Annotated in this window: 12 protein-coding genes and 1 pseudogene; 6 read left to right on the top strand and 7 right to left on the bottom strand. The window is 69.4% G+C overall.

Annotated elements, in window-relative coordinates; translation table 11 throughout:
- Positions 1 to 103: 103 nt before the first annotated feature.
- The 3 genes from OG937_38860 (at position 104) to OG937_38850 (ending at position 3,135) form a co-directional block, all read left to right on the top strand.
- Complete coding sequence (locus OG937_38860; protein WUD77251.1) at positions 104 to 1,366, top strand: helix-turn-helix domain-containing protein; 1,263 nt, start codon at positions 104 to 106, stop codon at positions 1,364 to 1,366.
- Positions 1,367 to 1,855: 489 nt separating this feature from the next.
- Positions 1,856 to 1,999: a hypothetical protein gene (locus tag OG937_38855; protein ID WUD77250.1), complete on the top strand. Its 144-nt coding sequence runs from the start codon at positions 1,856 to 1,858 to the stop codon at positions 1,997 to 1,999.
- A 29-nt stretch (positions 2,000 to 2,028) separates the two neighbouring features.
- Positions 2,029 to 3,135 (top strand): serine/threonine-protein phosphatase, encoded by a 1,107-nt coding sequence (locus tag OG937_38850; GenBank protein WUD77249.1) that lies wholly within the window; start codon positions 2,029 to 2,031, stop codon positions 3,133 to 3,135.
- A gap of 56 nt (positions 3,136 to 3,191) precedes the next feature.
- Here OG937_38850 and OG937_38845 read toward each other — a convergent pair whose 3' ends face one another.
- Positions 3,192 to 5,189: a SpoIIE family protein phosphatase gene (locus OG937_38845; protein ID WUD77248.1), complete on the bottom strand. Its 1,998-nt coding sequence runs from the start codon at positions 5,187 to 5,189 to the stop codon at positions 3,192 to 3,194.
- A gap of 288 nt (positions 5,190 to 5,477) precedes the next feature.
- Positions 5,478 to 6,272, bottom strand: a complete 795-nt coding sequence (locus OG937_38840; GenBank protein ID WUD77247.1) for a nucleotidyltransferase domain-containing protein — start codon at positions 6,270 to 6,272, stop codon at positions 5,478 to 5,480.
- Between the two features lie 452 nt (positions 6,273 to 6,724).
- On the opposite strand from OG937_38840, the gene OG937_38835 reads away from it, so the two are divergent.
- A complete protein-coding gene (locus OG937_38835) occupies positions 6,725 to 10,453 on the top strand; it encodes a S8 family serine peptidase (GenBank protein ID WUD77246.1) in 3,729 nt (1,242 codons plus the stop codon).
- A 103-nt stretch (positions 10,454 to 10,556) separates the two neighbouring features.
- Here the strand turns inward: OG937_38835 and OG937_38830 are convergent, their stop codons facing one another.
- Positions 10,557 to 11,567: a winged helix-turn-helix domain-containing protein gene (locus tag OG937_38830; protein ID WUD77245.1), complete on the bottom strand. Its 1,011-nt coding sequence runs from the start codon at positions 11,565 to 11,567 to the stop codon at positions 10,557 to 10,559.
- A gap of 135 nt (positions 11,568 to 11,702) precedes the next feature.
- Between OG937_38830 and OG937_38825 the strand changes: the two genes are divergently transcribed.
- Together OG937_38825 and OG937_38820 are read left to right on the top strand one after the other, a co-directional pair.
- Positions 11,703 to 12,668, top strand: coding sequence for a hypothetical protein (locus tag OG937_38825; GenBank protein ID WUD77244.1), 966 nt, complete (start codon positions 11,703 to 11,705; stop codon positions 12,666 to 12,668).
- Positions 12,669 to 13,019: 351 nt separating this feature from the next.
- On the top strand, positions 13,020 to 14,114 hold the full coding sequence (locus OG937_38820) for a serine/threonine-protein phosphatase (GenBank protein WUD77243.1): 1,095 nt from the start codon (positions 13,020 to 13,022) through the stop codon (positions 14,112 to 14,114).
- 140 nt (positions 14,115 to 14,254) lie between these two features.
- Here the strand turns inward: OG937_38820 and OG937_38815 are convergent, their stop codons facing one another.
- The 4 genes and pseudogenes from OG937_38815 to OG937_38800 all read right to left on the bottom strand — a co-directional run bounded on the left by OG937_38815 (position 14,255) and on the right by OG937_38800 (position 17,225).
- Complete coding sequence (locus OG937_38815; protein WUD77242.1) at positions 14,255 to 15,142, bottom strand: NmrA family NAD(P)-binding protein; 888 nt, start codon at positions 15,140 to 15,142, stop codon at positions 14,255 to 14,257.
- A 297-nt stretch (positions 15,143 to 15,439) separates the two neighbouring features.
- Complete coding sequence (locus OG937_38810) at positions 15,440 to 16,003, bottom strand: TetR/AcrR family transcriptional regulator (protein WUD77241.1); 564 nt, start codon at positions 16,001 to 16,003, stop codon at positions 15,440 to 15,442.
- A 659-nt stretch (positions 16,004 to 16,662) separates the two neighbouring features.
- Positions 16,663 to 17,013: a hypothetical protein gene (locus tag OG937_38805; protein WUD77240.1), complete on the bottom strand. Its 351-nt coding sequence runs from the start codon at positions 17,011 to 17,013 to the stop codon at positions 16,663 to 16,665.
- An 18-nt stretch (positions 17,014 to 17,031) separates the two neighbouring features.
- Positions 17,032 to 17,225 (bottom strand): annotated as a pseudogene (locus OG937_38800) (IS5/IS1182 family transposase).
- Positions 17,226 to 17,374: the final 149 nt, after the last annotated feature.

The raw sequence follows: 17,374 nt of genomic DNA, 5'->3' as shown, positions 1-17,374 counted from the left end.
TCCACATGAGCGGGCTGCGCCCGTACGCGCTGCCGGGGGCATGCCTGTCCATCACCGGGCAGAAGAGCAAGAAGATCATGAGGCCCGCTGTAGAATCGTAGCCATGGTTGCGGAATATCCCGGCGCAGTAAAGCAACTGTCCGTGGTCGCGGAGAACGTAGGGTCACACCTGTCGGCGGTAAGCCGCGACATAGGGCAGAATCTGATTGCCGAGATCCCGGATCTCAGGGGCGACGAGACCGTCGTCAAAATTCTCCAGGCGAGCGTCACGGAAAACGTCGCCACCTTGCTGCACGTTTTCGAGAACGACATTCCGCTGGACAACGTCGAGGGGCCCGTGGCCGCCTCGGAGTACGCCAGGAGACTCGCGCAACGGAATGTCTCCGTCAGCGCGCTGGTTCGGGCCTACAGGATCGGCCATTGGCGGTTCATGCAGTGGTGCCTCGATGAACTTGACCGGCAGCGCGCCGACAGGGATCTGTGGGCCGCCACCAATCGGCACATGCTGCAGGTGAGTTTCGGCTACATCGACCGGGTGACCGAGCACGTCATCGACGTGTACCAGTTCGAACGGGAGCACTGGCTGCTCAGCCAGACCGCCGTGCGCGCCGCGCGGGTGCGGGACATCCTGGCCGAGCAGGATGTCGACCTCGACTGGGCGGAATCGGCACTTGGTTACCGACTCCGGCAGCATCACCTCGGAATGGTGGCTTGGCTGCCTCCGCTGACCGGTGAGGGAAATGGACTGTCCCGGCTCGACCGGATGGCCCATGTGATCGCCAAGGAATTCCAATGCCCCGCCAGGCCGCTTTTCGTCCCTCGCGACGAGATTCTTTCGTGGGTCTGGCTGCCGTTCGGCTCGCGTGTCGACGTTCCCTGGGATCGGCTGTCGAATATCGCCGAGCGCGGTGATCATTCCGTGCACGCGGGTTTCGGTGGCATGGGATTCGGAATCGATGGATTTCGCTCTACGCACCGGCAGGCACTGCACAGTCAGGAACTCGCGTCCATGGCCGACCCGGCACCGCGGTTCACCGAATACTCCCAAGTCGCTCCGGTCGCCCTCATGGCCGGGAACATCCAGGACTTGCGCACCTGGGTGCAGGGCGTCCTGGGTCCGTTGGCCACCGACAACGAGAGCTGCGCACGGCTGCGGGAGACCGTGCAGATCTTCCTGAACAACGGTTGCAGCTACACCGCGACCGCCGGCGCCCAAATTCTGCACAAGAACACCGTGCAGTACCGCATCCGGAAAGTCGAGGAGACGCTGGGACACCCTGTCCAGCTGGGGCACACCGATCTGGAGGTCGCGTTGCTCGCGGTCCAGTACCTCGGCTCGACCCTACTTCGCCCCAGCCCCGCATGACCGCCGGATCGGTGCCCGTGAGGTGTGGGCCACCGACTTCGTACGGTGAGACAAGGCTGTGCCTGTGGTCGCGGGCTCTTGGCTCGGGCCATGAGCGGACCTGTGCGCGGCAGGGCCGGAGTCAGCGGCCCTGCCAGTTCGGCCGTCGCTTCTCGACGAAGGCGCGGGCGCCTTCCTGCGCGTCCTGCGATGACAGGACCGTCCGACGATCCGGTCCTGGTCGTTGAAGGCCTCCTGGTCGCCGAACGCGGTCCGTTCGTCGACGACACGCTTGACGGCTGCCATGGCCGGCGGGGCGATGCGGGCCGTCTCTGGACCACCCTAGGCTGCCTCAACAGAGGTCAACCACGACCGACGACCCTCCGACGAGTGATTGTGCGTTGGCAACAAGCTGTCGCCATGGATTCGTACGGTCAGGACATGGTCGCCGCCTCACCTCCTTCACACGCTGGACGGTCCAGGGCTGGTGAAGCGAGGAGGCTGATCGCGATGAATCCGGAGCTCGGCGCGCGGTTCGGGAACCACCACAGTGAGATCTTCATCGACGTGCTGTCCGGCGGGCTGCCCACTAGGCCCATGGTCGGGCAGAGCGCAGGCCGCGCCGGCGCCTTCGCCTCTGTCGGGCGTCGCTGATGGCGCGGCCGAGTGCACCGCTCACTCAGGTGATCGCCCAGAAGGGGCTCTCCCCGCGGATTTGGGAAGAGGGCCGGCCGTTCTCGCCGGCGCTCCTGATTCCGCTGCTCGTGATCGTGCTGGACACGGCGACCGCAGCCTTCACGCCCCACCTGCAGTTCTACCGGTTGATCGGGGCAGCGCCGGCGCTGGCCGCCGCGATGTTCTCCGTGGCCGGCACGCTGGGCATCGGGCTGCTCGCCCTGATGGCCGGGTTCGCCATCTCCGCCGCCGACCACACTCTGGGCCGGACACCGGGCAATTTCACCGTGCTCGCAATCATTGTCGTCACCCTGGCCGCCGCTTACGCCAGCCGGGTACGGCAGAACCGGGAGCGCACCCTCGCCGAGGTCCGCTCCGTGGCGGAGACCGCGCAGCGGGTACTGCTGCGCCCACTCCCGCAGCACCTCGAAGACATCGACGTCGAGGTGCTCTACCAAGCCGCCGCCGCGCAGGCCCGCATCGGCGGCGATTTCTACGAGGCGATGCAGACACCGCACGGGGTGCGGCTGATCATCGGCGACGTCCGCGGCAAGGGACTTCCGGCCGTCGAGGTCGCCTCGGTCATCCTCAGCACGTTCCGGGTGCTGAGGATGAGCGCGCCCGACCTGCCGTCCCTGGCAGGACACATGGAGACCGTCATGAGCCACTACTCCCGAGACGTCCCCGACGACGCGCTGGAGCGCTTCGCCACCATCGTGCTCGTGGAAATCCCCGCCGGAGAACCGATCGCGCGCGTGCTCAACTGCGGCCACCCTCCGCCACTGCTGTTGCACGGCGACCAAGTGCGCGAGGTGGAACCCAGCGCGCCGTCGCCCCCCATCAACATGGCGGACCTCCTCGAAGACCGCTATCGGGTCGACACCATTCCCTTCGCCGCCGGCGACCGCCTGCTGCTCTACACCGACGGCGTGAGCGAGACCCGCGACCGTACCGGGACCTTCTACCCCCTCGTCCAGCGCGTCCGCCGATGGGCCCTCGCCCCGCCCCGCCAGCTCCTCGACCTCCTCCACCGGGACCTGCTCGCCTACGGTCACGGCACCCAAGACGACGACCTCGCCGCCCTCGTCGCCCTGCGCCTCCCTCCACACCCCTGACGCACCCCGGCACCCACGTGGGGGCCGTACAGAGGGTGCGCGAGGAGCGGGCGCCGTCACGTGCGCTGGATGACCAGCACGGCCACGTCATCGGCGTGGTCCACCGCGACCGCGGCGTCGAGGATGCGGTCGGCGGTTTCCTCGGTGTTCAGTCCGTCGTGGAGGGCTGCGCCGGCCAGTGTTCCGGCTCGCTCCAGTCCGGCTTCCAACGTCAGGCCCGGTCCTTCGACGACGCCGTCGGTGACCATGATCAGCGCGCTGTCCTTGTCCAGGGTGAAGGTCTCCTCGCGGTACTCGGTGTCGGGCACGACTCCAAGGAGCGGCCCGCCCGGCAGTTCGTGGATGCTGTGGCTGCCGTCCTTGTACGCGCACAACAACGGCACGTGGCCGGCGCTGGCGCCGGTGACCTGCCCGTCGTGTGGGTCGAGATGCAGCATGGTGCAGCTGGCGAATCGTGCCGCCTGCATCGTGACGAGCAGTTCATTGGTGCGCGTCAGCACGGTTGCCGGATCCGGTTCGTGAGCGGCGATCGCACGCATGGACAAACGGACCTGCCCCATGAGGGCGGCAGAGGCCACGTCGTGCCCTTGGGCGTCGCCGATCTCCACTGCGATGGCGCCGTCGGACATGACGAAGGCGTCGTACCAGTCCCCGCCGATGTCCAGCCCGTGCCGGCTGGGCCGGTAGCGGGCGGCGACCTCCAGGCCCGCGAGGTGCTCGGGCAGCGTGGGGAGCATGGTCTGCTGCAGAGCGGTGGCCAGCTCGACTCGTGCCTGCTGCAACCTGATGCGCCGCAGTGCCTGGCCTGCCAGGTCGGCCAGCGTACCCATGAGGGTCATCTCGTCCAAGGACGGCCGGTATCCGCTGCCATGGGTCACCAGCCACGCCCCGAGTGGCTGATTGCCGGCTTCGCTGAGGGGTGTGATGGAGACGGCGTAATCGGAGCCGAGCCGGGCGAGCCGCGGAAATTCGGCCCCCTGCGGCCAGCGGTGGATGTAGTCCCTGAGACCGGCGATGAACTGTGGCGTGCCGGTGCGGATCGCTTCGGGCACCGGGCTCGGATGGTCCAGCGGCAGGCCGTGCAAGGGGCCGGCCTCCCACATGGCTATCCCGGCATCGGTGGAGACGCGCAGGCGGCCGTCGTCGACGAGCGCGAACAGGGCACCGGTGGCGCCGAAGGTTGCGGCGAGCCGGGTCAGAGCGATCTGCTGCAGTTCCTGCTCCGTGGCTGCGGTGATCAAGGCGGAGGAGAAGTCGGCGATGTCTTTGGCGCGCTGCCGCTCGGCAGTCAGTGCGGCCTGCGCCTTCTCCTTGCGCTTCGCCTGCTTGGTGTCGTCGCGGACCACCCCGAAGATCCGCTCGGGTCCGCCGTATCCCAACTGGATTCGAATGGTCTGGGCGGCCAGTTGGTGCCAGGCGTCGTGCTGGGGGAGGTACCGCAACTTCACCCAGGAGGGTTGCCGGGTGGAGGTCGAGCGCAGGAGCTGCCGCAAGGCCTCCCGGTCGTCAGCGTGCACTGCCGAGATCACACGGGAAAGCGACACAGTGGGTGCCGGGAAGAGCGCGGCCAGGGAGGGTGCGCCACCGAGCCACTCCAGCTGGCGTCCCTGGGGTGCGTACATCCACAGGCCGAGATCGGCGGCCTCGGTGGCCAGCCGGAACGGGATCAACAGGCTCGCCAGGTCGTTCCGCGCATCCAGGGCGTGCACCCAGACCAACGGCTCGTCCCTTGCGGGATCCTTCACCTGCCGCGCCTCGATCAAGCAGGCAACGGGTGCGTCGCCCGGGCCGGGGAACTCCAGCACCCGCATCGCGACCGCCTTCGACCTGGCGGCTTGGGCCACGAGGCTCTCGGCCGACATCCGCTGGCTTGCGGGCAGCAGATCGCCGAAGTCACCTCCCAGGCGCTGCTCATCGAAGTCACGTCCCAGGCACTGCTCCTCCGGCCCACCGAGCGCTGTGGCCATCGCAGCGTTGAGGCCGAGGATGGCACCGTCCAGCGTCAGAAGAGCCGCCGGGTCAGCCCCTCGAAGGAGTTCGTCCAAGGCATCCATTTATGGCTCCCCGACAAATACCAAAACGTCCTCTTCTCCATTTTCGCTCATTTCTCCACGACTTCTTGGCGGAAGATGTGTTTGACCACTTACGTCGAGTGACGGCGGCAGGGACTCCGCCGGAAGGCGGTAAGCCGCCCCGCCCCTCCCTTCATGCAAGGCGGCACTGCACACTCGCGGCCACAGGTGGCCCCGCCTGGTGCAACGCCTGGAGCAGCCGTACGCGGTCGACTGCGGTCTCCGGGTACTGCCGCCGGCCGCCGAACAGTGCACACCGAGGAGACCGGCTCAGCTCGTCTGGTCGATGACGTCGCGGAGGTACTGCACGGCGAGCTTCTCGGCGTGAGGGTGACGTTCGATCGCCACTCCGGCCTCCTCGAGCCACCGTGTGTAGAGCGTGACGCCGGCGAGGAGGGCCCGGCCGGCGTCGTGCCGGTCGTAACCGCACAGGGTCGCCCGGAGGTCACGCGCCTCGTCCGGCGCGATGGATTCGAGGTGGCGGACGCCACGGGGGGCCGCACCCACCCGGCGGGCCGCCAGGGGGCCCAGTACGGCCTCACGCAGGTAGCCGAGGAGGCCGACGACTTCGAACAGTTCACCGCGGCCGAGTTTCGTCGCGCCGTAGTGCACCCAGGTCCAGAACCGGTCCTCGATCCACTGGAGGTCGAACGACGGGGTGGTCGGAGGATGCTCCGCGAGTGAGGTGGCAAGGCGGCCGTCGCGGTCCCACAGGATGTCCGGGTCCTCGGTGCGGTCGGCGAAGTCGGAGCCCCGCACGAACTTGAAGTCGACATGGAGGAGGGGCGGCCCGACGAGCGTGATGATCAGGCGGGGTTCGCCGACGTGTTCCCCGGTGAATCCGGCCACGAGGGCTGCCCAGGAACCGATCAGCGTGAGACGCTCCGCCATGACCGAGTCGAACGCCTCGTCGTCGATGACCACGATCAGGTCGACATCGGAGTAGATGTCGGGGTGTCCACCGGCGATCGACCCCGCGATGGCAACACCACTGACACGGTCGTCCTGTTGGATCCGGGGAAGCACATCGCCGAGGAACCGGCTGTGCAGGGAGGGGGCGTCCATGGCATTCCTTCCGATCGGGACAAAGTCTTGCAACGTAGCAGGCTGTTGGACCGGATCTCCAAGGAAATAGCGGCACGGACACCCCGGTGGCAGATCTCCACTCGCCCGCGCCGACACAAACACGATGAGGCACACTGTGACCAGTGTTTCCACCATCAGCCTCCCGCGCGGAAGACGAAGGACGCGGCCCGCGCTCACCCCGGCCGCCGCCTCCATCAGCCTTTGCCCGGGGACCACTTCTGCCGCAGACGGGACCGGGCGGAAGGGCTGCGCGCCCGCTGCGCGCAACGCATCGTTGCCGTGAGTTTCACAATGTGCAGGCACCACTCTTCACAGTGAATTCATACATGCATATGATCACGTCGCCCAGGTGGCGCCAACCCGCTGCGGTGTGACGCCCCTGGACGGCAGGGGGCGATCGTCCCCTGCCCGGACCCCAACCAGGGACACCCTTGAAGCGACACCACAGACGCTGGAGCGTGCCGGTCATCGCCGGCGCTTCGGTACTCGCCCTCACGAGCCCGATCACGGCTCAGGCAGCCGCCCCTTCCGACACTCCCGCTCCATCACCCGCATCCGCATCCGCTGCGGACCATGTGCCCACAGGCGAACACACCGTCACACTGATCACCGGCGACGTCGTGACCACCAGTCAGGTCGCCCGGGGCGGTGGACAGTCCGGGGGCACCGTCACCGTCCGCGGTGCCGACGGACTGCCGGCGCGGACCCGCATCATGACGTCGGGCGACGACCTCTACGTCTACCCCGAGTCCGCCCTGCCCTTCCTGGCCCAGGGCACGCTGGACCGGCAGCTGTTCAACGTCACGGCCCTGATCGCGGACGGATACGACGACGCGCACCGCGCCCGGCTGCCGCTGATCGTCTCCTACACGCAGCCCGGCGCCGCACGCCGCTCGTCCGCCGTCCCCGAGGGCGCGGCCCGGGTGCGGAACCTGGACAGCATCCAGGGCGCCGCGCTGACCGCGGACCGCTCCCGCGCGGACGACTTCTGGAAGTCCGTGGCCGGTGCGGCGGCGAACGACGGCGCCCGGGCCCGGAAGGCCCAGCCGTCCTTCGGCGGCGGCATCTCGCACATCTGGCTCGACGCCCCCATCCACGCCGACCTCGCCGACAGCACCACGCAGATCGGCGCCCCGCAGGTCTGGCAGGGCGGCGACACCGGGCAGGGCGTGGACGTCGCCGTCCTGGACACCGGCGTCGACGCCGGCCACCCGGACCTGGCGGACCGCATCGCGGCGCATCAGAGCTTCGTCCCGGACGAGAACACCGACGACCACGCCGGACACGGCACCCACGTCGCGTCCATCATCGCCGGAACCGGTGCGGCTTCCGGCGGCAAGGAGAAGGGCGTCGCCCCGGGCGCCCGCCTGAGCATCGGCAAGGTGCTGGACAACAACGGCGGCGGACAGATCTCCTACGCCCTGGCCGGCATGGAGTGGGCGGCCGTCGACCAGCACGCCAAGATCATCAACATGAGCCTCGGCACCAGCCAGGTGTCCGACGGAACCGACCCGATGAGCCAGGCCATCGACCGGCTGAGCGCCGAGACCGGCGCGCTGTTCGTGGTCGCCGCGGGCAACTTCGGTGAGGATCCGAACACCATCGTCGCACCGGGGGCGGCCACCTCGGCGCTGACCGTGGGCGCGGTCGACTCCACCGACGCGCTCGCCTCGTTCTCCAGCAGGGGCCCCCGTATCGACGGCGCGCTGAAGCCGGAGATCACCGCCCCCGGAGTCGACATCCTGGCGGCCAACTCCCGGTTCGACGGGAACGACCAGGGCGCCTACCAGTCCATGAGCGGCACGTCCATGGCCACACCGCACGTCGCGGGCGCCGCCGCCCTGCTCGCCGCGGCCCATCCGGACCTCACCGGGGGCCAGTTGAAGGACCTGCTGGCCAGCAGTTCCCGGCAGACCCCGACGTACGACGCCTTCGAGGCCGGCAGCGGCCGACTGGACGTCGCCGCGGCAGCACAGGCCGGGGTCTTCGCCTCGGCGACCGCCTATGCGGCCCAGTACAAGGGCGGCGCCCTCCAGCGCCCGGTGACGTACACCAACGTCACCGACGCGCCGGTCGCGCTCTCGCTGTCCGTCGACGCGGCGGGCGCCCCGTCCGGGATGTTCCGCCTGTCAGCCTCCCAAGTGGTCGTCCCCGCGCACGGCTCCGCCAAGGTCACGGTGACGATCGACGGCTCGGCGGGCACCGCCAAGGAGCACTACTCGGGCCAGGTGCTCGCGACGGACACGGCCGGCAGGGCCGTGGCGCACACCGCCGTCTCCCTCGGCTTCGCAACGATGCACAAGCTGACCCTGACGTTCAAGGACTCCGAGGGCAATCCCACGTCCGGCGACGTCATGCTGATCAAGGCAGGCAGCAAGGACCCCGTCCCGGTCGGCGTCGGCCCCTCGGGCACCGTGGAGATCTTCGTGCCCGACGACGTGTACTCGGCCCTGTCCTACCAGGAGGTCCAGGGCGTCCACGGCCCCCATTCCAGGGGCCTGGCGCTGCTCGGCGACCCCGACGTGCTCGTGGACCGGGACACCACCGTCACGTTCGACGCCTCCAAGGCCAAGCGCATCGACATGACCACCCCGCAGCGCGGCGACGTGACGTTCCAGAAACTGGGCTACAACCGCGTCATGAACGGCGTCAGGTCGGGTCTGTCCGCCGAGAGCGTGTACTACGACAGCATCTGGGCGCAGCCGACCACCCACAAGGTCACCCACGGGGACTTCCAGCTGACCGCCCGTTGGCGCGCCGAGAAGCCGGCACTGGCCGTCGCCACCCGCACGACCGAGTTCGCCGGCATCCTGCGCCAGGAGGGCATCACGCCGCTGGCCAGGGGCACCTACAAGCTGCCGCTGGTCTTCGCCGGCCAGGGGTCGAGCGAGGACTACGCCCACCTCGACGCGCGCGGCAAGGCCGTGGTGGTCCGCCACAGCGACGACGTCGGCGACATGGACCAGGCGGCCAACGCGATCGCCGCGGGCGCGAAACTCATGCTGGTCGTGGAGAACGGCTACGGCCGCCCGATGCGCTCCTACGCGCCGCTCGGTCAGCGGCCCGTCGCCCTCGACGTCGGCCTGCTCGGCACCGAGGACGGCGAGAAGCTCATCCGGCAGGCCGTGGACGGCGGGGCCAGGATCACCGTCGACTCCGAGACCGCGAGCCCGTACGTGTACGACCTCGCGCACGCCTGGCAGAACGAGATCCCGTCGAAGATGACGGTCAAGGGCGACACGAAGAACCTCGCCCGGATCGACGTCACCTTCGCCAGCCCGAAGCCGGACGTTCCCGGCGCAGAGTTCCGCTTCGAATGGCTCGACGGCGTCGACTGGTCCTCCGGCCCCATCATGCCGGAGCCCGCGAACGGCAAGCGGACCGACTGGGTGTCCACCGACGGTGTCCGCTGGCACCAGGAGGTGTTCGCCGAGTCCATCGGGTTCGAGGAGGGAGCGAAGACCGCCTACCGGGCCGGAAGCAGGCAGTCCGAGGAGTGGTTCAAGCCGATCCAGCGCCCCTTCCTGAACGACGCCTTCTTCAACAACCTGCCGCCCACCCGCAACGGCAGCCTCCTGTACATCGACATCCCGGCCTGGGGCAGCGGCAACCACGTCGGGTGGAACCAGGACCCGGCCGTGACCCAGCAGCAGACGCTCTACCAGGGCACCACCCAGCTGGGCCAGGGGAACTTCACGAACGTCTGGGGAGACGCCCCCAGCCGCGGCAAGCTGCCGTACAAGCTGGTCGTCACGGGTGAGCGGGACGTGACCTACACCCCGTACTCCTCCCGTACGCGCACCGAGTGGGACTTCACGTCGGCGCAGCCGACCGATGCCGCCACCGTGGTGCTGCCGCTGGTGCAGCTCGACTACCGGATCGGCACCGACGCGGCAGGGCGCGCCGGGCGGCACGACACCCTGTCCGTCACCGCCGCCCACCTGCCGGGCGCCAGCCTCGCCGGCAAGCTCGGCGCGGTCGGCGTGGAGCTGTCCTACGACGACGGCCGGACCTGGCACAAGGCCGCCTGCGGCAGCGACGGGCGGTTCCGCCTGGACGCCCCGAACAAGGCGTCCTTCGTGTCGCTGAGGGCGACCGCCAAGGACTCGGCGGGCAACTCGGTGCACCAGACGGTGGTCCGGGCCTTCGGCCTGCGCTGAGGCGCGGCCGTTCACGGCACCCGCCACGGGTGCGGCCGGTCCGTCCGCGGTGGTTCGACCACGGCGGACGGACCGCGCACACGCTCGCGCCCGAACCCGTCGCCTAGCCGACCGCCGCGGGTGGCTCGCCGGACAGCAGGGCCGTGCCGAGCGGGGTGAGGGTGTGCAGGACGGCGATGCCGATCCGGGTCGTGCGCACCAGCCCCGCGTCGCGCAGGACGCCGGCGTGCTGGCTGGCAGTCGCCAGCGAGACCCCGAGCCGCTCGGCGAGCGCGGTGGTCGTCGCCGGATCACGCAGGGCCTGGAGAACGGCTGCCCGGGTCCGCCCGAGCAGCGGTCCGAGGGCAGCCCCGGGTGGGGCGGCCGGGTCGGTGGAGGGCTCCTGCAGGTGCATCGGGTAGGCCAGCACGGTCGGTTCGCCGGGCTGGTACCTGATCATGGGGCCGGTCGCGAACCAGGACGGCATGAGCAGCAGGCCCCGGCCGCAGAGCGGGATGTCGTACGTGTTCCGGGACGGCAGGTGGAGCACCGGCGGTTCCCAGCGCCAGGTGGGGCCGAGTGTGGTCAGCAGGGCGTCGACGCCGCCGCGCAGCAGCATCTCGGCCCGCAGGGCGCGGTCCGCCGCGCCGTCGGTGCGGACCCGCGGCCACAGCGGGGCGATCGAGGAGGCGAAGTAGCTCCGCAGGTCGGCTGTGAGGACACGCCGTGCGGATGCCGATCCGGCGGCGAGTTCGAGCGACCAGCGGCTGGGCGGCTCCTGCGCGCCGCCCCGACCGCCGGGGTCCCGCGGGAGCCGCAGGTCCTCGGCGATGCGGGCGGCAGGGGTGCGCCCGGCCAGGTCGACGGCCGTGGCGAGGTCCCCGGCGGCGGGCTGGAGCAGGAAGTCGGGCACGTAGCCGTCACGGGGCACCAGGTCGAGCAGGACCCCGGCGCGGTCGGCGAAGCTGCCGTTCACCTGGCGGCGCCACCGCCCGGCGGCAGGATGCGCCCGGCCCGCTCCGGCGGTCGCGGTGCGCAGGCCGCGCACGCTGAGGACCGCCTCCCACAGGGCGTTGGGCGCCGGGGCGAGTGTGATCCGGCGCAGGTCGGCGGCATCGAAGTGTAAGCGGATCACGCCGACCGATTATGGGCCAGGCGAAGCCTTTCGCCTAGACGTGAAAGGCGATGCGGCCGCCGTACGGCCCCGGGCAGGCTCTCGGACGTCCCCGCGTCGCGGGGGCGTCCACCACGCACCCCGGAGGTAGCCACGATGCCCGGCTCCACCCGACTTCCGCGGCTCGGCGCCGCGGCCCTGCTGGCCGGCCTTGCGGCCCTGCCCGTCGTCCCTGCGAGCGCGCACGAACTGCCACGCACCTACGTCGTCTCCGAGGCTCCCGGGGTGCTGCCGGAGGGAATCGCGATCGACCGCGACGGCACGATGTACGTGTCCTCCGACGGCACCGGCGCGCTGTACCGGGGCGACGTCCGCTCCGCGCGCCTGCGGTCATTTCGCGCTGACGGCCTGGCCAACCGCCCAAGCACGCTGGGGGTGCACACGGACGGCCGGGGGCGGGTGTACTCCGTGGGGGGAGGCGAACTGACCGTCCACGACCGCCGCGGCCGACTGCTCGCGACGCGCACCGCGCAGGGCGGTCCGCTCGGCGCGCCGGACCTGAACGACCTGGTGATCACCGACGACGCCCTCTACGTCACGGACTGGGCCAACCCCGTGGTGTACCGTGCCGCCCTCCGCCACGGCAGGCTCGGGCCCCTGGAACCGTGGCTGGACATCCGCTCCGCCTTCCCGCAGTTCCCCGCGCAGTACTGGCTGCTCAACGGCATCGTCGCGGACCGGTCGGGCAGCACACTGCTGGTGGCGTCCAACGGGACCGAGGCGGTGTGGCGGGTGGACGTCGCCACCGGTGAGGTCGTCCAGCTCGATCTGGGCGGCGCGTCCTTCGGGGCCGATGGGATGCTGCTCCGCGGACGGACGCTATACGCGGTGCTCAATTACGGCGCCCCGAACGGCGTCTACATCGCCGAACTTGACCAGGGGCTGCACGCAGGCACGGTGACGCACCGCATCACCGGCGAGCCATTCGACCTGCCCACCACCCTGGCCCGCCACGGCTGCCGGCTCTACGTCGTCAACAGCCAGAACGACGACCCGCCGGGACAGCCCCCGTACACCGTGAGCGCGGTCGACGACCCGGTATGCGCGGAGGCGGCCCGGTAGCCGGCCTGTCAGCCCCTGAAGTCAGCCAGTTGATCACTCGCTGAGCCACAGCCTGATGAGCGGCAGCGGCCCGTACAGAGCGAGCGCCGCGCTCAGCATGGGCGCTGGTGTCGCAACCACGCCCCCGGGTCGCCTACCCCCTTCACCGGCGCGGGGCCCTCCCTGTGCGGCTACAGCTGCAACTGCAGCTGCGGGTGGCACGTCAATTTCGCAGATCAGCCGTGCCGGACATTCGACGGTGCGATCGGCGCCGCACTGGGGCAGGCTGAATGCATGCGGTCACCGTCCTGCTCGTCTCCCGGGCCGGGAGCGGGCGGCCATAGCGGGGTCCTCCTGACACTCACGCAGGCTGTGCCCTTCGTGATAGCGCTGGGCGTGCTGGGGATCGAACTGTCTCCTGCGCATTTCTTGATGACCGGCCCCCTTCTCACCGCCGTGCCGGCGCTGGCAGCGCTGACGATGGGCCCGAAGGGCACCCTGTCGGCGGCGGCCGTCGCCTTGGTCGTCAACCTGACCACGGCCACCTACAACCATGCGTGGGGAACCCATCTGGTCTTCGGCAACCTCGTGGGTCTGCTGGTGGTGTCGGTGGCCAGTGTGATGCTGAGCAAGGCGGTGCGTGCGCGTCGGCGCAGCGAGCTCGATCAGGTTCGCCGTATCGCCGTGGCGGCACAGGATGTCATCCTGCGGCCTGTTCCGGCGCGGCTGGGTCCGGTACGGGCGGCCAGCTTGAGCCTCGCGGCGGGGACGGGAGCGCAGGTCGGCGGTGATCTGTACGAGGCGGTGCTGACACGCTACGGCGTCCGGCTGATCGTGGGAGACGTCCGCGGCAAGGGGCTGAACGCCATGCGGGCGGTCGCAGTGGCACTGGGCGCCTTCCGGGAAGCCGTGCACTACGAGGACGACCTGGTGAAGGTCATGAACCACTGTGGGGCCGCGCTGCTGAGGGAGGTGGACGTGCCGGGGGCCTTCGGGCAGGAGGTCGCGCTCGAGGGATTCACCACCGCCCTGTTGGCCCAGGTGCCGGACACCCCGGGTGAACATGTGGTGGAGCTGATCAACCGTGGCCACCCGCCCGCGCTGGTGCTGCACCAGGGCAAGGTGCGGGCCCTGACGCCCTCCTGCCCCCTGCCGCCCTTCGGTCTGGAGGACCTCTGCACCGGACCTCCGCCCAAAGCCGAAAGCTATCCGTTCCTCCCCGGCGACCGGATGCTGCTCTACACCGACGGCGTCATCGAAGCCCGCAACCGCGACGACGAATTCTTCGCCCTTCCCGAAGCCATGGAAGCGCTGCAGGCCACCACCCCGAAGGAGTTCCTCGAACAACTGCACCAGCAACTGCTCCACCACACCGAGGGCCACTTGAGCGACGACGTAGCAGTGATCCTCGTCGACCTCCCCGACGGCGACTCCGACGATCCCGCCCACCGGAGAGGAACGGGCTGACCACTGGGGTTCGCCACGTACGGTGCCGGCGTCGGATGGCTCACCGTGCTGCGGGCGGCATCGTCCGGCACTGGAAGAGGGGCCAGTGACCGTGGTGGATGTCCTTGGGGGCCTCGGCGCCGTGATCTCGGGCCGGCCGACTACACGCTCGGCTTGGTGTAGTCGAGCTCGAACGCCGAGCGGTGTTCATTGACGAACTCCTCGACCGTCGTGAGCGCCTGCCCGTTGATGCGCGGGGCCGTATCACTGACGCCCGCCAGGCGGCCCTCCCGCTGGTCGAGGGTCACAGCCTCGAAGTGCTTGAGCTTCGCCATGTCCTGCCCGATACCGAGCATCTCCAGGAAGGTGGCCACGGTGACCTGCTCGTACGGAAGGTCCTTGCCCAGCACCCGGCTGACCTCGGCCGCGAGCTCTTCGTGGCTGTATTCCACAGGGCCGGTAAGGGCGTAGACCTGCCCACCGTGCTCTTCGGGCGAGGCGAAGATGTTGGCAGCGGTCAGCGCGATGTCGCGGCCGGCGATCGGGGCGAAGCGGCTCTCCTTGTCGAACGGCATCGCGTAGCGGCCGTAGCGGATCAGCCCGGAGATGTAGAGCAGCCACTGCATGAAGAACGTGACCCTCAGGTGAGTGGTGGGGACTTCCGACCAGTCGAAGATCTGCTCGGAGAGCCAGTGGTTCTGCGTGGCCTTGCTCCGCGCGTGGGGCCGGGACTGGAAGTGCGACATGTTCACGATGAGCTCGAGGTCCTCCTCCTTGGCGGCCTGGGCGAACATCACTGCGGCCTCCACCAGTCCCTCACCGACCGGGTAGTTGAAGTAGGCGCGCTGGACGCCCTCCATGGCCTTGCGAACGTCGCGGAGGTTGAGCAGGTCTCCGAATACGACGTCGGCGCCCTTGTCACGCAGTCGCTGTGCCCGCTCGTCGTCCGTGCGGACCATGGCGCGCACGTGGAAGCCCGCCGTGAGCAGGTAGTCGACCATCGGTCGGCCGGTCTCGCCGTTGGCTGTCGTGATCAAAATCGTGGTCATCGAACTTTCTCCATTGCTTCGCTGGTCCGGCCGGTGCACGGGGCCCGGGCTTGGTCCGACAGGGTCAGCAGGCCCTGCAGAAGGGCGGCGGTAGCGAGCACACGCTCTGCCCGTGCGGGCTCGGGATCTCTGACGCCACCCGCGCGAGGTCGGTCGTACGGAGACCGGTCACGTACCGAGGAAGCAACCTCCACGGGTGGATGTAGCCGCCTGCGGCCGGGCCTCACAAAGATAGATTAGACATGACATGCCATCTAAAAAGGGCAAGGGCCACCACCTCCGACGGGCGGTGCGTGATCAGTCGCGCGCCGACAGGGCCTCACGTGCGACTTGGAGGAGCTTGTCGGACAGCGGGGAGCCGTGGGTGGCCCGGGCCAGGAGCAGAGCCCCCACCATGATGGACAGGCGGACCAGGCCATCGTCCTCACTGTCGACGGCGAGCCACTCCGCGAAGTCACGCACCCCGTCGTCGTACACCCGATGCGCCGCCGAGTCGCCCGCGTCACGGGCCATGTCGACGGCGAGCCCGGCGGAGGCGCAGCCGTCGGCGGGGTCGTCACGATGCCCAGCCGACAGGTACCAGCCGGTCAGTGCCCGGCGTGCGGCGTCGCGCTGCCCGTCGTGCTCATCGTCCGCCTGCGTGCGGCGCCCCTCCAGGTCGGCAAAGGCCCGGGCGGTGGCCTCACCGACCAGCGCATCCTTGGAGGCGAACTGCTTGTAGAACCCGCCATGGGTCAATCCGGCCGCCTGCATCACGTCGGCGACGCTTATGCCAGTGCCCTTCTCCCGGAACAGCCGAGCAGCGGTGACCACCACGCGTTGCCGGTTCTCCTGCGCCTGAGCCTGCGATACACGCCCCATCGGATACCCCTCGGGTAATTAGATTTCGAGTGTCACCTATCTTACGGTGCTCCGGCAGAAGCGGGGCCCGGCATCGCACAGCCCGCCGCACGTCATGCCGCCGCCCCAGCGCGGGATGTCGGGTGGCGCCGCCGGTGCCCCCGCCGTGCCGGAGGACCGCAGGTCCGGCTCCCGGGTCCGGCAGACCGCAGGGGAACGCCTTCCCGACCCAAGGATCACGCACCGTAGCCGGAGCCCCCGCGGATACCGGTTAACATGACCGCACAGTGGGGCCAGGCCGTGCCGCACACAAACGGGCAGCAGCCCTTGCACGTGAGGTAGCCCGATGACATCAGTGCTGGTCTACGCGATTTACGCAATAGTCGCGGCGTAGTACGTCTATGCGCTGGTCGACTGCATCAGGACCCCCGCGGCGCGCATTCGAACGCTGCCCAAGGTGGGCTGGCTGGTCATCATGGTCCTGTTGCCCGTTCTGGGCGCCATAGCCTGGCGAAACCTGGGCAAGCGGCCCGCCCCTGCCGAGGTCCGGCCGTCTACGGCCTGAGCTCGATCACTCACCACTTCCTCGTCTGGTTGTAGCGCCGATCACAGCATTCGCTCATGACGGCGACCAGTCGGGCGATCACGCGACGCCACTCACCAGTGAGCCCGTCCGGGCCTTACGAGGATCCGGCGCCCGCGCCCGGGGTTTCGGACGGAGGATCCCCGGCGGTGATGCGGGCCAGCAATTCCCGCGCTTCGCGGATGCGCGGATGGGTGGGATGGAGGAACCGCTCGCACTCGCCCAATGCCTGACATGCGGCGGCTTCCGCTTCGTCGCGGCGGCCCAGACCGTGCAGCGCCGCGGCGACCATGGCAGACTGCCCGCTCCCGGCGCGGGACGCGGGAAGCGTCGGCAGTTGGGACTCGGCAAACGCCTCCTCGTACCGGCCCTGCCCGTTCAGGCTGTGGACCAGCAGAGCCCGCAAGGAGGAGGCTCGGTTCTCCTCCGCACGGGACAGATACCCCACCGCCTGAGAACTCCCTGATCACGCGAAGTTTCGCCTGGTGAGGTGGCGGTAGCCGATCAGGGCTGCTGCGATGTCGAGGACAGCGAGGTGCCACCCGGCCTCACGTTCGCGGCGGCGGTGCAGGCGTCGGCAGCCGGCCAGGACACGGTCCGCTCTGTCTCCCAGCGATGCCGGCCAAGCCGCGTCGAGGACTCGATGTCCCTGCGTGCGATGCAATAGGGGATGCTTCGGGTCCCTCGGAATACACAGTCTGCGATTTGCCAATGAGGCAACCTTCAGTGCTCGGTGTCACACTCGCCGGACCTTCCCGGTCATCGATTGGAGATCGAAACGCCGGGACAGAGAGGTGGTGGAGGCTCAT

The sequence above is a fragment of the Streptomyces sp. NBC_00510 genome (assembly GCA_036013505.1).
Lineage (GTDB): Bacteria > Actinomycetota > Actinomycetes > Streptomycetales > Streptomycetaceae > Actinacidiphila.
The sequence above is the reverse complement of the archived record's forward strand: the minus strand, read 5'-3'. Positions and strand labels throughout refer to the sequence as shown.

Excerpts from the sequence above, each read along its gene's own strand:
- OG937_38860 (WUD77251.1), top strand. The coding sequence starts at position 104 with ATGGTTGCGGAATATCCCGGCGCAGTAAAGCAACTGTCCGTGGTCGCG.
- OG937_38810 (WUD77241.1), bottom strand. The coding sequence starts at position 16,003 with ATGGGGCGTGTATCGCAGGCTCAGGCGCAGGAGAACCGGCAACGCGTG.
- OG937_38840 (WUD77247.1), bottom strand. The coding sequence starts at position 6,272 with ATGGACGCCCCCTCCCTGCACAGCCGGTTCCTCGGCGATGTGCTTCCC.
- OG937_38845 (WUD77248.1), bottom strand. The coding sequence starts at position 5,189 with ATGGATGCCTTGGACGAACTCCTTCGAGGGGCTGACCCGGCGGCTCTT.
- OG937_38855 (WUD77250.1), top strand. The coding sequence starts at position 1,856 with ATGAATCCGGAGCTCGGCGCGCGGTTCGGGAACCACCACAGTGAGATC.
- OG937_38825 (WUD77244.1), top strand. The coding sequence starts at position 11,703 with ATGCCCGGCTCCACCCGACTTCCGCGGCTCGGCGCCGCGGCCCTGCTG.
- OG937_38815 (WUD77242.1), bottom strand. The coding sequence starts at position 15,142 with ATGACCACGATTTTGATCACGACAGCCAACGGCGAGACCGGCCGACCG.